A 14,231-nucleotide genomic window follows, 5' to 3' on the forward strand; every position below is an offset into this window, starting at 1 on the left:
AGCCATGCTCGAACCCATCACCGTGAGCTCTGGATGGTTCCAACCAACCGGCGGCCTGGACTTGCCCGATGGCACCTGGCCGTACCGGTTGCACGTCATGGGCAGCGGCTTCGCGCACCGCGCCATTCCGCTGGTCGCGGTCGTGGGCGGGGTCGAGCTCGAACTGATCATGGTCAATTCCGAAGGCGACGGGTTCGCTGGTTTGCTCCGCGAAGCTCCCGCCGAAGGGGCTGTCCTCAGCGTCGGCTGGTTGGACGGGCCGCTGATCGAAACATCGGTGCAGTTCCATAGCGGAGGCGTGGCGTGACGAAGCTTCTTCGCGGGTCACTCGTGGCAGATGGCGGACCGGATTTCTCGGGGTACCGGGTATCCGCTGCATATGATCGCAAAGCCGAAGACGAACTGTTTTTGCCGGTGTTGCAGTCCGCCAATGCCGACGCTGCCGGAAATTGGCAGATCGCGCTGGAGTTCGACCCGATCGCTGAAGTGCGTCTCACCGTGCGCACGGCGGCTGGCGTGGCGGCGGGGTCCTTGGCGACGCAAGATCTGGATGCGGCGCAAGCCATCAAGCTGACTGACATTGCGCAACCCGTCGTCATCCCGCCGAACCAGGACCCAACGCTCGGGCGCAGTACGACCCTGACCGGACGGGCTTTGCAGCCAGACGGCTCGGGAATACCCCAAGGATTACCGGTGGTGTTGTGGGCAAAGCCGGATGGCGCACAAGCGATTCCGGTCTTGGTAACGGGCACGGGCGAGGGCGGGTATTTTTCGGGTGACTGGCCCGCGAGCCTCTATGCCGAAGCCTGGGGAACGGTGGCCGGCAGCAAACCCATTCCGATCGGACTGGTGTCGAACCGGTTCCCGCTCGTCGTGCTGCTGGTCGTGTCGGAGGTGGTCAAAGCGCCTGCGCCAGCCAAGGAAGATGATTGCGATTGCCACACGCCGGCGCCACCGCGCACCCCTGACGCCGCCGATTTTGTCGCCAATCCGGAGGCATTCTCGGAAGACCTTGGCAGCGAATGCGTCAACCTCACGATGCCGAACCGAACCTTGGAAGAGGTGGTGTTCCACGCTTTGGTGCGCACTACCGAACCCGAGATCAAAGGGACGACGCTGGCCAGTAAGCCGCCATTGCCAAAACCTTTGGCGAACCGCTTCGCGGCCCTGGCAACGGTCGCCGCACCTAAAGCCGCCAACACAAGGATGGATGCGGCTGCGGGAACGCAAGCGTTATCCCTCGATCGAGCGGTTGCCTCTGATCTGCTGAATGACGGCCATTTGGGCAGCGTGCTCGGAACGAAGGATCTCAAGCTGGTGAACCGGCTGAGCGAGGTGGCGCGTACGCGCGACATCATCGGCATTTTCAGACCATATCTCATGCCCGGACGGGTGGAACTCGATCGCAACCACGTCGTCGATTGGGACGACGATCTCACGGTCCATCAAGCGACCAGCATCGCCATCGGACACTTGCTGACGCTCAAGCAAGTTTGGCGGGCGGACGGTTATTCGCTTGGTGATTTGCTCTACTCGCTGCCTTTGGCGCCCGGACAGAAAAAACAGATCGCCATCGTCGACTGGGAACGCCGGGACGAAACCGTGCGCCAGTCGAGCCGCAGCGAATTCGAACAACTCGCGGCCGATCTCTCTCATGATCGCGACATCTCTGCCATCATCAACACCTCTCTGTCGGAGCATGCGCGCGGCAGCTCAAGCGCCAGCGTATCGGCGGTCGGCGGCGGCATCGGCGGCTTCATCGGGCCGGTGGTTTTCGGCGGCGGCGGCGGCCATTCGAGCGCTAGCTCGACAGCCCACTCCCACAATTGGCGCGACGTGGCGGGCAGCACGCTGAACCAGGCACGCGATCGCACACAGCAAGCCGCCTCGGTGATACGCGGACAGCGCGCCACTACCATACAAACCACGACGCAAGGTGAATCGCTGCGGGCGCAAACCGAAGTTGTGGCCAACCACAATCATTGTCACGCCATGAGCATGGAGTATTTCGAAGTGCTCCGGCATTTTAAGGTTTCGACGGAACTCGCCGATGTGCAGGAGTGCCTGTTCATTCCCTTCGAGATCACGGCGTTCACGGCCAACAAGGCGTTGCGCTGGCGCGACCCGTTGGCGAAGAATCTGAGCCGCAAGGATCTCCTTGGCGGCTTCGATGCTCTGGCGCGCATACATTCGAGCTGGGCTGACGCCGATTTGCCCGCGGCGCGGTACGCGGACGACATCATTACCTATCTCGATGGCGCGCTCACCATCAGCTTCAGCCTGCCGCGCCCGGCCGACGATGGCGACAACCATTATGTAGCCGGAAACTGGTCGCCTTGGACGGCGCTGTTTTCCTCGTCAACCACGGATATCTGGAACAATTATCTCGGCAATGTGCTTCCGGAGCAGCGCGATACGGTTTGGAACGAGCGGCTCGCGCCGCTTGCCGCCGAGAAGCTGGTCAACAGTCTCACCTTGCAGGTGCGACTGGATGACGGCACCTATGTGCCGATACCCCTCGATGCAACGCTGGTGTCGCGCTTCCGCCAGGACGAAATCCTTGAGGTCAGCCTGCAACCCGAATGGACGAGCCCCAGTATCCAGCGCAGCCGCATCCAGGCGGTGACTCTCTCGCTCGGGATCACGGCGCCCTACACCACGAAGGTGGTTGCCCGAACGGGATCGCTCTATTATCGCACCGACCATCTGGACCACTATTTATTCGTCGACTACCTGATCGATGACGAACTCTCCGCCGGTCCACCTACGGAAATCGGTGTCCATCTCGACCGGCTCGAGAAGCGCAATCCACGCAAAGAGGATGTGCTGCTGGGGGCGCGGTTGGTGGCGCACCTGAACGAACGTCTGGAATTTTATCACGAGGGGATATTTCGTAGCTTTCACGACAATCGCCTCTATCTGCTGCTGGACGGCGTGATCGCGCCCAATTCGGGGGGGCGAAGCGTCGCCAGCGTAGTCGAGAACCGCTTGATCGGGATTGTGGGCAACTGCCTTGTGATGCCGGTCGTGCCTGGGCTTCATCTCGACCCCGGCTACAAAACCGACCCCCGCCGGAAAACCACGCTGCTGGATCTTTATGCTGCCGATGCGCCGCCGCCGGTTCGCATCAGCGTGCCCACCAAAGGGGTCTTTGCCGAAGCCGTCAACGGAGCCTGCAATAGCTGCGAGAAAAAGGACGATACGCGGTTTTGGCGTTGGGAGGAGTCTCCCATTCCCGACGAGCCCATGCCGATCTCGGCCGTTGGGACGGGCGGCCGGGCAGGGACGCCGCCGAACCTCAGGCCCGACGATTTCCCCAATCCCATCATCGGCTATCAACAGGTCCCGACGAGCCAAGACCCGACCGGCCTCGCCGCAGCGCTCACGTTGATCGGCACACCCAATCTGTTCCGCGACCTGACGGGCCTGGATTTAAATCAGCAGGCATCCGCAGCGGCGTTCAGCAAAGCCCTCGATACGGCACAGTTCTTCGGCACGCAGGCCGCCAATCTCGCCCAGCAGCGTTACGCCAACCGGGAAATGGATCGCAACCTGGAGCGCATCAACAAAGCCGTCGATGACAAGCTGATAACACCGGAACAAGGCCAGGATCTTACCGAGAAAGTGATCGCGAGCGGCACTGGCAAGGGAGCCGCCAACAAACCGGCGCCCAGCGCTACGCCCGCCGTCAAGAAGGCCATCGAACGCGCCTCGTCGAGCGAATCCGGTTCCGTCAAAGTGTCCAGAGCTTCTGGTTCGGTCGAGATCACCACCGGCACGGGCGGCGCGATCGATTTTGATGTCACACCGCTTCCGCCAAGTGTAAAGCAGCCGACCCCGAACACCTGTTGGGCGGCAGGCGGCACAATGCTGATGGCCTGGAAGAAGGGCGCAGCCCTGACGGTTGAAACCGCGATGGATGCGGCGGGCGGGAGCTGGCGCTCCAATCTGGATGCGGACCACGCCTTGACCGTGAACGAGGTAAAGTCCTTCGCCAAAGCTATCGACATGTCGGGCGAAAGTCCGATGTGTTATCTGCCCTCAGGCTTGCTGCGATTGCTGAAGGCGCACGGACCACTTTGGGTGATTGGCGATGATGCCGTCGAGAACAACAAAATGGCTCACGTCCGTGTAGTGGTCGGCATGCATGGCGACGGGACTTCCGACGGAACCCAAGTGAAGTATGTCGATCCGGCCGACGGCTTGATCCACAACGAGTCATATTCCGAGTTTGCCAAGCACCTGGAAGCGTCAGACGCGTCCAGTCTGAATCTCGGCATATATCACTATTGATCTTCGGTGCACGTTCAGGGGAAATTCGCAGTATTCGGGGGGAGGCGGTAGTAAGAGGATAGAGTAATTTCAAATACTTGGTTCTGCTGAATGCTGTGAAATACGGGTTTTCCGTTTCAGATACTAGCGCTGCAAGGCGTGGAGGTTCGAGTCCTCTTCTGGCCCTTTTCCCAGCCCGACGCCGCGTGCAAGCTACTGGATCAACCAGATAGTGGCTGCACATCTGCAAAAAGCACCGATTGTACCGGCGCTCCCGCCCCGCGAAGATCGCATCCACCGCGGTCTTCATGTTGTCGTAGATGCCGCGCTGGCACGTGCCCTTGAAGAAGGCGAACGCCTGGTCATGGGCGTCGAACTCATGTGGGGAATGCGCGCACGAACAGCATTCGGCTGTAGCAGAGCCGAACATGGGCGACCTTCACCGTCGTCGTCACCTCGTTCAGCACCACAATTTCGTGGCTCCAGTCGAACTGGCAGGCTTCACCCGGCGCAAAGCTGAGCGGCACATAGGCCGCTGCCGGCGCGGAGCCCTGTTCTTTACTCCACCGCCGCGCGTAACAGCGCACGGTGTCGTAATCGCCCTCGTAACCGCAGTCGCGAAGTTCCTCGAAGAGACGGATCAGGGCCAGTCGTTCACGAGCGGCCTTGCCCTCATTCGCCAGCAACAACCGGTCCAACTCACTCTTCCATGGACCGATCTTGGGAAGCGGCTGCGTCTCACGCTCGTTGCGGAACTCTATCGCTTCCGACCGGATAACCTTCCGCACCACCTTGCGCGACAGCTTCAGTTCCCGGCAGATCGCCTTGATCGGCTTGCCTTGTACAAAATACGCATGGCTAATCTTCGCGACCGTCTCCACGACCAGCATCCCTACCTCGGCGCCCAGTTCCGTGGGAGCCAACGTGGAACCTCCGTCTCCGAGGGCCGATTGGATGCCGATCACCCCGAAAACGGGGTCCTTATTCCACGCCGAAACACAGGCCGGATTTCAATTTCTGCCAAAATCCAGCATGTGGTTATTGCATATCATGTTGTTATAATATTCTACAATTCCACAGCAACAGGGTAGCCGGGGCGCTCCGATGGTTGCCTTGCATCGGAGTTAATCATGCAGCTCTCGCCCGAGTTCCGCTTGGTGGCCGCTTGTTGCATCTGGCCCCCTTCGGAGCGTCGCAACGAGGCTATTCGTGAAGCCGCCGATAGCTCCATTGATTGGGACAGATTTGCTCGTGTGGTGAAGCGGCAGCGCGTAGCGGGCCTTGTGTGTGATGGATTAAGGCGCGCCTGTGTTACAGCAAATGCGGTAGTCCAGGTGCAAATTGAAAAGCAAGCGTCAGGAATTATTTTACAAAATTTGCGTTTTGTTTCGGAAGTAATCCGTCTTCAAGATGCGTTCGATAACGTCAATATTCCGACGCTATTTGTGAAGGGGGTAACGCTTGCACAGATCGTTTATGGTGGGTTGGACATCCGGCACAGCAAAGATATCGATTGCTTAGTACCGCTAGAGCACATTACGGCGGCATTGAAGGTGCTTTCCCGCCTCGACTATCGGCGAATTGCTCCACCAGAGGGATGCTCCGATAGGGAGTTCGAGTACTGCCTATCAACGGGAAAGGAGTTTGAATATGTCCACAGGAGCCGGGGACACCAGGTTGAACTGCATTGGAGCCTGCTCGATAACCCCTACTTGATCAACGGTGTATTTCCCACCAGTACAAAAAGGGTGCTTATCGCGAACCAGTATTCGATTTCCACGTTGGCCGACGACGAACTATTCATCTATCTTTGCACTCACGGTGCGAGCCATGCGTGGTCTCGCCTGAAGTGGCTTGCCGATATTGGCGCCATCCTTGATTGCAAAAATTATTCCGAAATATCGGATCTTTTTCATACGGCAGAGACGAGGGGGGCTGGCCGTTGTGCCGCCCAGGCGATGCTCCTTTGCAAGCGGCTCTTTGATACTTCCGTTCCGGATGATCTTATCGCGCGCTTCCGCGGGACGGCTTTGCTGAGACGGCTGGAGATGGTCGCTTTGACCTCTATGGTTGGGGCAGGTAGCGAAATTGAATTGGAGGATCGACCATTTGGATCAACGCGCGCATTTCTTGCGCAATTCCTTCTCGGGACAGGGTGCCGCTTTTGGATCGCACAACTACGCCTAATGCTTAGCAATGCTGATGATGTTGATCTGGTTCCCCTGCCTAAATACCTCCATTTCCTGTACCCAGTTATTAGGCTTCCTCTGTGGCTATTTCGACGGCTGAAGAACGCGGGAAAATCGCCCGATATGTCGCATCGCCCGCAACTGAACCGGTCGTGGCGACAATAGAGCGGCGTCAGCCTTTCGGCTCATGGTCCGAATTTTTATGTTGCATTGCATAATTTGTGTGAGCTAGAGCGCCGCTGGGCCATCCGCGTTCAAAACACCGTCGTCTTCTAGAATTAGGCCGTTCGCAAATCGAATGAGATGATCGCAAATTTGCAGGCTTTCGGATCGATGAGAGATCAACACGATTGTGATCAGAGGATTGAAGCGTAGCAGGCGTTTTAGGATCGTCCGTTCCGCAAAAAGATCAATGCCACTGCTTGCTTCGTCGAGAATAAGCAGATCTGGTTTGCGCAAGACCGCTCTAGCCAATGCTATCCGCTGACGCTCGCCGCCCGATACCAAGCTACCGCGTTCCCCCAGCACGGTATCAAGCCCTAGTGGCATACGCTTAACCAGGGCGTCGGCATCAGCCAAAGCGAGGGCCTGCCACATGTCGTCTTCCATGATATAGGGGTTTTCCCAGGCTAAATTGCGCCGAATACTGTCGTGAAAGAGAAATGTATCCTGCGGAACATAGCTTGTCCGATTGCGCCATGATGGCAGCATTTCTATTGATAGTGGTTGGCCACCAATTGTGATTTGTCCTCTTTGCGGCAGGTAGAGACCGGCCAGCAAATCTGCGAAGGTTGTCTTGCCAGAGCCTGACGGGCCCGCAACACCTACAAGACAAGCGCGGGGAATTTGCAGGGAAAGCTCACGCACACCGCCGCCGCGGGCTGCCTCGCCATTGCCCGTGTGCAGATAGGAAACCGCCACGAACTCGATCATCCCAGACGGTATTGGGCTCGAAGCTGTCAATTGTCCCGCCTTGTCGGGTGTCAGCTCGGAGAGCAATTTGGAAAGTTTTTCATATGCCGGCAGCAAATTGGCAATTTGATGAATGCCTTGTTGCAGTTGGAACGCTGGACCGCTCATCCGTCCGATGACCAACAACAGCGTCACCAGCACGGCGGGTTCGAGATGGAGAAGCCCGAACCCCACCAGCACACCGGTCGCGCCGACAGCAAAGGAAATCGTGGTTCCGGCCACACCGGTCAAGGCGAATTGCCTGGAAAAGGAGATCTGCTCCCGTGTCAACTTTGCTAACGAGCCCTTGAACGCGTCGGCAAATGACGGTTGCGCGTTCTGACTGATCGCAAGCTTCAACCCTCCCAGGAACTGCATAGTGTTGTCGAGCAGCTCCAGATTGGTGTTTGTTGTGTGGATTCCGAATTGGCGCGACCGGCGCAGCATGGAAGAACTGGCTAAGGCGCACCCGGCCAAAACAGCGAAAACTGTACCAGCCAGTAGCGGCGAGAGCCAGAATGCTAGGGCGCATTGCGAGATCAGCAACACCGCAGACGTAAGGCTCCGCAGAAGAAGATTGGTCGCGGAGCCGATCCGCTGAATGTCGCCGCTCATGAGGTGTGTGATGCGGGCATGGCGCAGCCGCGCGACATCTTCCCAGGGCGAACTGGCAAGTCGGTCAACGACCCTGGATCTTTGATATTCGACAAAGCCGACTTGCAGTTTGGCGAGGCGGACATCGCGTGCGAACAAAACAGCCGCGCGCAAGATCATCACGGCACCAAGCAAGCCAATCAGAACAGCTAGTTTTGCAATTTGCGACTGCGCCCCCAGCAAAGCAAAAAGAGGGCCGACATGGACCATCCATCCATCGAACTGGCCCGATGGGCCTGTCACCACGCCCAAAAGCGGCACCAGGAGGACCAGTCCCACCCCTTCAAGCACGGCTCCCCCCAAAACGAGGCTGAGCGCAACGTAGCCAGAGGCGCCTGCGAAGGCCTGAAAATCCGCAAGAAAAAGTCGAAAGGAGAAAAACAGGGATGGGGTGCCGCCTGTCTTCATTGGAACTTGGCCACTTCACCGAAACCCGCCGCGACCGGATAGCCAGTGACTGGAACCCCATCGCAATCCAACCAAGCATGCGCCTGCATGGGAGCATTAGGAGAAGCCTTGATGCCAAGATGCAACACAGGTCGCAATTTACGCCGGCGTAGCATCCAATTGGCGGCCATCGCCTGTGGTAGACAAACGAATTTAAATGGAAGCCTGCGGGAAGCGCATCGCACCGCCCAGCTAATTTTCATCGCCGTTGCTGCCGCATCTCCAGGCAATTTCGGGGTGGAAGGTTCTGGAACGGGATGATCGGGACTGACGCACTTCCCGCTGGTCGCAGCCAGCGCGCGGAATGGGAATACGCCTATGCCTAAGCGCATGATGACGAGCAGCAAGGACGCTTCGAGCAGGAGGATACGTTGCTGGCGGCTGAGGCGCGCGAAGCGCTGAAGCCAAGCCGCCCTGTTTCGTAACAACTTTGACTCCGTTAGTTTTTTCGCTGACGGCAACAAGCTGGACCCCGCTAAGCCGTCATGCCTGCAATTAATCGCCACACTGTCCTGACATTATCAATTGGCGCCGCGCTGAAATTGGCAGTTTTTGCAATCTCAGCGCCTCCAGTGTCATTAAGTATCCTAATTGTTCCTGCTACTTTCCGGGGGGCAAGGTCATGCTGTCTTTGATTCCGCCACTGTTGCTAATCCTGTAACATGTTGGTTTAGACTGGGCCGGAGTGGGACCATTGTGAGGTCCGGAAGGCCAGATGCAGACCGATACGCCCGATGCGGGCGGCCGCGAGGTCCGCCTATATGCCGTGGTGGCAGTCGCCATCACGCTCGCATTGTTTTTTCTGGTCCCGATTTTTCGCAAATCTCCCGCGCCGCATGGGCCGCAGGGGCCAGGTATTGTACCTGTACGAATCATGGCGGCGGGCGTGGAGGAGGTGAATGCCGCCGCTGTCGCGCCCAAATCGGCCGTTTTCGTTCGTGCGATTGCTCGCTCGAAGGCGTCCGGACCCAGTCGGCCGATGACACCACCGAAGGATTTATCCAACCAAGCCGGTGGCGTTCAGGCTTTTTCCGCGGAGGATCAGGCTCAATACGAAGCAGTGCTGTTCCGACACATCGCGAAATTCATTCGTTACCCGAGCGCCGCGCTGCATGTCTGCCCTGCTGGCACGGCCCATATCCGTTTCCTGTCGAACCGCGAAGGCCAGCTCCTGAGTATTGTGGTGGAGCAGAGTTCCGGTTGCACGATAATCGATAATGAGGCGGTGGAGACGGTTCGCCGCGCCCAGCCCTTGCCGCCCGTTCCGGTCATACTTCCCGAGCAGATGATGGTTCACATACCATTGTCCTTCGACAAAGGCTGAGGCGGCAATGCGCGAACAATGCCTCTATCGTGGTTCGAACTTCTATCGCGGCCTCATCGCTCGACTGCTCGGCGGATTCATTGGCATTTCCGCTCATTCCGCCTTCGCCCAATCCACGACCGCAGAACCGCACGATCAGCTTTATGAATTTCATATACCGTCCGGGCCGCTGGAAACTGCGATCGCGGCGTTCACGCGCCAGACGCACACCTCGGTACTTTTCGATGCCGGGCTTGTGCGCAATCGGGAGGCGCATGTGGTTGATGGGCTGTTCACTTACCCTTCCGCCTTGGAGGCTCTGCTGAACGGCACCGGTATTGGCGTGCGGTATGCCGATGATAAGAGTTTTGTGCTGGTCGAAACGATAAATGCCGCCGCCGATACGCAGAGCGGCCTCGTACGCAAGGCGTCGATCTCGCTTGGGACACTGCATATCGATGCGCCGGCGGATTTCTCTTTTTACAGCTCGATCCTGGTAGCCGATTTGCAGCGAGCGCTCAGTCGAAAGGCGAGTCTGCGCACTTTATCATTTTTTGTACGGGCGAATTTGTGGGTGGACCGCGCCGGCCGGGTTGAGCATGCGGAATTGTCGCGTTCGACCGGGGACAAGGGCCGGGACGAGAGCGTGGTGCAGGCGCTTGGCGAATTCGCTATCAGCAAGCCACCGCCTGTTGGGCTGCCGCAACCCGTCCAGGTGTCGATCAATATCCAGCGTCTTTAGCGGCATCGGCAAAAAGCGGGATTGCACTGGAGCTTGTCGGCGTCCGCAGGTTCGATTTATAGAGGCGCGGGACGACGAATTTGTTTGGCTGGATACGGATTTACCAAGCCCAATAGCCGCGGGCGAGACGGAGAGCGAGTGTCGGATACCAGTAATGCCGCGTTGAAAAACCTGCTTGTGACGCAGTATCAAGACTTCGTCCGATGGTTGACGCGTCGGCTTGGCTCTTCCGATTTGGCCCAAGATGCATTGCAGGAGACATTCCTGCGGCTGGAGCAGGGTAGTAGCATCGGTCCAGTGCATAATCCCAAAGCCTATCTTCTGCGGATCGCGCTTAATATGGCCTCAAACCGGCGGGCCGCCGATAACCGTCGTTTAGCCACCTCGGAAGTCGATAAGCTCTTGGATTTACCCGACGATGCACCAGATCCCGCAAGGGCGGTTGAGGCCAAGTCGGAGATCAGTGCCCTCAAGCGCGCCTTGGCGGAATTGCCGGCCCGCCGCCGTGAGATATTTCTGGCATCGTGGATCGAGAATCTTCCACACCCGGAAATCGCGCGCCGGTACCAGATTTCGATCCGCACCGTTCAGATCGAGCTGAAACTGGCGCTGGAATATTGCGATTCCCGCCTTAATCGACGAAACAAGCTTCGCGGTTAGCCATGTGGAATTGTCATTGTGATGTACGCCCCTGTTTTTTCTTTCTTACCGTCTCGCCCATAATAAGAGGAATGTGCCGGGCATGAGTTCTGTCGATGAAAGCTGTGTTCCGGACCATATCGTCCGCCAAAGCCTTGATTGGCTTGTGCGGTTGACGTCCGGCCGGGTCACGGCAGCGGAGGCCCAGGCGTTCATGACGTGGCGTGCGCAGAGCGCGGTCCATGCTACGGCGTTTCGCGAGGCTTTGGAACTACGTCAAAAATTGCAAACGGCCGCGGGGGAGTTCGTCCGGGATGACGCGCAGAACGTTGTTCATGTCGGTTTCGGCCGGCCCGCGGGGATGAGCCGTCGGGCGCTGCTCGGCGGCGCGATTGCCGCCTCCGCCGTAGGGCTCCTCGTGGCCGGGATGCAGACCGAATTGTTGCCGACTGCTGCAGAACTTACCGCGGACTACCGCACAGCGACCGGGCAGCAGCAAAACGTCGCATTCGCGCACGGTCTCTTATTTGAACTCAACACCCAGACAAGTATGTCGGTGCGCAACCCGCGCGCTGTCGAGGTTCTGTCGGGTGAAGCGGCTTTTGATGCGAAACTCCCGCGGCAAGACCAGTTCTCTGTCGCGGCGCTAGACGGAAAAATTCTTGCGTCAGACGCTTCCTTTAATGTCCGCAATACCGATGGTGCGGTATGCGTCACCTGTGTTCGCGGCCATCTGACGGTCTCTCGCGGGGCTCAATTCGCCGAACTTAGCGCCGGGCAGCAGGTGCAGTACACGGAACGTGATTGGAGTGAAACGCGCAAGGCCAATGTCGAGCTGGCCACGGCGTGGCGCAGCGGCGTCGTGATGTTCCACGATCTTGCCCTGTCCAAGGTGGTGCGCGAGGTTAACCGTTATCGGCCGGGAAAAATCCTGGTTGCGGGCAGTGGCGTGGGGCGTCGCAGGCTCAGCGGTCTTATTCAAATCAAGAGGCCCGAAGCCATTCTGGCCCAGTTACAAAGCCTTGGGGTTCGCGTGACACCCCTGCCTGGCGGCCTGGTTTTGGTCAGCTAATGTATTCTGACGTAAAAACTTCACGAATTTGACCTTCGCCAATCGCGTCTTCGGTTTGTCCTTTCATAGAGGGCAGTGAGGGGGCGGCGTATCGTTGGACATCGTTTCGCAAGCTGAAGCGGAGTCTGCAGCCACTGGGCGGTAGGCATTTGCGAAATACATAAAATCAATGGGTATGTTGACGTGCCGCAACTTGTTGCGTGCTCGCCAGTTGGGATGTGCGATGTTGGGGGGTGTTGTGAAAATTGTGAGTGGTACAGGGCTGGCTCGCACAACGTTGTCTTTTTGCGCGCTCGTCGCGGCAACTTCGATGTTCAGCGGTCTGGCATCGGCTCAGGAACCATCTGCACCGCCTTCCGCCGGACAGGACGAGCAGAAAAGCGAAGCGCCGCAGTCGCCTAAGGCGCCCGTCCACCTCGACATCAATGAGTATCGTATCGAAGGTACGCGTCTTTTGCCGCAAGAAACGGTGGAAGAGATTGTCTATCCGTTTCTTGGACCAGACCGCACAACAGATGATGTGGAATCTGCGCGGGCGGCCTTGCAAAAAGCCTACGAAGCAGCCGGGTACCAGACAGTCGCCGTGCAAATTCCGCCGCAGCGCGTGCGCGGCGGCGTGATTACTTTGAAGGTTGTGGAGGGCCCGGTTGGTCGTCTGAGCGTGAAGGGATCGCGCTATTTCGATATCGAAGAGATCAAAGCCGATGCGCCGTCTCTGGCGGAAGGCAAGGTGCCGAATTTTCGGGCCGTGCAACACGATATTGTGGCGTTGAACCAGCAACCGGATCGGCGCGTCACGCCTGCTCTGCGCGCTGGCGCCACGCCGGGCACGGTCGATGTCGATCTTAATGTCGATGACACGCTGCCGCTACATGCGAGTGTCGAGTACAACAACCGGTACAGTGTGAATACCACCCAGCAGCGCATTATGACATCGGTGCACTACGACAATCTCTGGCAGCTGGGTCATTCCTTGAATTTCAGCTATCAGGTGGCACCGCAGCGGGTATCGGATTCACAGGTCTATTCGCTGTCCTATCTAGCTCGCATTCCGCGTCTGGATTGGCTCAGCCTTCTGGCCTATGGCGTTAAGCAGGACAGTGACGTCTCCACGCTGGGAGCGATCAATGTCACCGGGCGCGGCCAGATTGCGGGCGGCCGTGCCATTGTTACTTTGCCGTTCTCAGAAGGCTTTTTTCATACCCTCAGTTTCGGAGCGGACTACAAACATTTCGACCAAGGTGTCACCTATAGCGGTCAGGTTTCGCAGTCCCCGATCACCTATGTTCCGATTACCGCCGACTACAATGCCACCTGGGTCGATACGGTTTCGACTACGCAACTCGATGCCAATTTGACATTCCATCTGAGAGGCGTCGGCAGCGGGGCCGCTGAGTTCGACAACAAGCGCCTCAATTCTACCGGCAACTTCGCCTATCTGAGAGGATCGCTCTCGCGCACCCAACACCTGCCGTGGGACTTTCAATTGTACGGCAAGGTGCAGGGGCAGCTTTCGAGCGCACCGCTGGTGAGCGCCGAAGAGCTGAGCGTCGGCGGTCTCGATACGGTTCGCGGCTATCTTGAATCGGAAGTTATCGGCGATAACGGCGGGCTCGGTTCTTTCGAATTGCGCAGTCCCTACATTCCGGGTTTGTTCGGCTTCTCCGCGGATAAATTTGTCATTGATGACTGGCGTTTTTATCTGTTCGGCGATGCGGGCCTCGCTACCGTCAATAGTCCGATGTCCGAGCAGCAGGCCACCTTCTATCTAGCGAGCATCGGTGGCGGTAGCCGGATCCGCTTGTTCCGCCATCTGAATGGATCGATCGACGCGGGTGTGCCGCTTCTCGACCAAGCGGCAACCAAGGCCCATGTGGCGCGCCTCGGATTCCGGGTGTGGATTGACTACTGACGGGCATGCTTGGCCGAAGAAACAAACATTCACGAGCGACGCTCGCATTT

At 58.2% G+C, this 14,231-nt stretch carries 10 protein-coding genes and 1 pseudogene; 8 read left to right on the forward strand and 3 right to left on the reverse strand.

What is annotated here, in order from left to right; translation table 11 throughout:
- Positions 1–4 precede the first annotated feature (4 nt).
- Together FHS83_RS11370 and FHS83_RS19790 are read left to right on the forward strand one after the other, a co-directional pair.
- Positions 5–307 carry a hypothetical protein gene (locus tag FHS83_RS11370; protein ID WP_167083076.1) on the forward strand — a complete coding sequence of 101 codons (303 nt, stop codon included), beginning with the start codon at positions 5–7 and terminating at the stop codon, positions 305–307.
- Entirely contained in the window at positions 304–4,293 is a 3,990-nt protein-coding gene (locus FHS83_RS19790) for a papain-like cysteine protease family protein (RefSeq protein WP_167083077.1), read from the forward strand. The genes FHS83_RS11370 and FHS83_RS19790 overlap by 4 nt, the downstream gene beginning before the upstream one ends.
- A 158-nt stretch (positions 4,294–4,451) precedes the next feature.
- Here FHS83_RS19790 and istA read toward each other — a convergent pair.
- Positions 4,452–5,162, reverse strand: a pseudogene (gene istA / locus FHS83_RS11380) (IS21 family transposase); the annotation flags it as partial.
- Between the two features lie 240 nt (positions 5,163–5,402).
- Here istA and FHS83_RS11385 point away from each other — a divergent pair.
- Positions 5,403–6,626: a nucleotidyltransferase domain-containing protein gene (locus tag FHS83_RS11385; RefSeq protein WP_167083078.1), complete on the forward strand. Its 1,224-nt coding sequence runs from the start codon at positions 5,403–5,405 to the stop codon at positions 6,624–6,626.
- A 63-nt stretch (positions 6,627–6,689) separates the two neighbouring features.
- On the opposite strand, the gene FHS83_RS11390 is transcribed toward FHS83_RS11385, so the two are convergent.
- Positions 6,690–8,474 carry an ABC transporter ATP-binding protein gene (locus FHS83_RS11390; RefSeq protein WP_167083079.1) on the reverse strand — a complete coding sequence of 595 codons (1,785 nt, stop codon included), beginning with the start codon at positions 8,472–8,474 and terminating at the stop codon, positions 6,690–6,692.
- Complete coding sequence (locus FHS83_RS11395) at positions 8,471–8,977, reverse strand: lasso peptide biosynthesis B2 protein (protein WP_167083080.1); 507 nt, start codon at positions 8,975–8,977, stop codon at positions 8,471–8,473. Before FHS83_RS11395 ends, FHS83_RS11390 begins: the two co-directional genes overlap by 4 nt.
- Before the next feature lie 251 nt (positions 8,978–9,228).
- Between FHS83_RS11395 and FHS83_RS11400 the strand changes: the two genes are divergently transcribed.
- The 5 genes from FHS83_RS11400 (at position 9,229) to FHS83_RS11420 (ending at position 14,181) form a co-directional block, all read left to right on the forward strand.
- The gene (locus FHS83_RS11400) at positions 9,229–9,837 is read left to right on the forward strand and encodes an energy transducer TonB family protein (RefSeq protein ID WP_167083081.1); all 609 of its coding nucleotides are present in this window, start codon (positions 9,229–9,231) and stop codon (positions 9,835–9,837) included.
- Between the two features lie 7 nt (positions 9,838–9,844).
- A complete protein-coding gene (locus FHS83_RS11405; protein WP_167083082.1) occupies positions 9,845–10,558 on the forward strand; it encodes a TonB family protein in 714 nt (237 codons plus the stop codon).
- A 162-nt stretch (positions 10,559–10,720) separates the two neighbouring features.
- The gene (locus FHS83_RS11410; protein WP_208414525.1) at positions 10,721–11,218 is read left to right on the forward strand and encodes an RNA polymerase sigma factor; all 498 of its coding nucleotides are present in this window, start codon (positions 10,721–10,723) and stop codon (positions 11,216–11,218) included.
- 82 nt (positions 11,219–11,300) lie between these two features.
- On the forward strand, positions 11,301–12,269 hold the full coding sequence (locus FHS83_RS11415) for a FecR family protein (RefSeq protein WP_167083083.1): 969 nt from the start codon (positions 11,301–11,303) through the stop codon (positions 12,267–12,269).
- A gap of 238 nt (positions 12,270–12,507) precedes the next feature.
- Positions 12,508–14,181 (forward strand): ShlB/FhaC/HecB family hemolysin secretion/activation protein, encoded by a 1,674-nt coding sequence (locus FHS83_RS11420; protein WP_167083084.1) that lies wholly within the window; start codon positions 12,508–12,510, stop codon positions 14,179–14,181.
- Positions 14,182–14,231 lie beyond the last annotated feature (50 nt).

Source organism: Rhizomicrobium palustre, from assembly GCF_011761565.1.
Taxonomy (GTDB): domain Bacteria; phylum Pseudomonadota; class Alphaproteobacteria; order Micropepsales; family Micropepsaceae; genus Rhizomicrobium; species Rhizomicrobium palustre.

What these genes read in the sequence shown, in the direction of transcription:
- FHS83_RS11370 (WP_167083076.1), top strand. Translation starts at nt 5, where the DNA reads ATGCTCGAACCCATCACCGTGAGCTCTGGATGGTTCCAACCAACCGGC.
- FHS83_RS11385 (WP_167083078.1), top strand. Translation starts at nt 5,403, where the DNA reads ATGCAGCTCTCGCCCGAGTTCCGCTTGGTGGCCGCTTGTTGCATCTGG.
- FHS83_RS11390 (WP_167083079.1), bottom strand. Translation starts at nt 8,474, where the DNA reads ATGAAGACAGGCGGCACCCCATCCCTGTTTTTCTCCTTTCGACTTTTT.
- FHS83_RS11400 (WP_167083081.1), top strand. Translation starts at nt 9,229, where the DNA reads ATGCAGACCGATACGCCCGATGCGGGCGGCCGCGAGGTCCGCCTATAT.
- FHS83_RS11405 (WP_167083082.1), top strand. Translation starts at nt 9,845, where the DNA reads ATGCGCGAACAATGCCTCTATCGTGGTTCGAACTTCTATCGCGGCCTC.
- FHS83_RS11415 (WP_167083083.1), top strand. Translation starts at nt 11,301, where the DNA reads ATGAGTTCTGTCGATGAAAGCTGTGTTCCGGACCATATCGTCCGCCAA.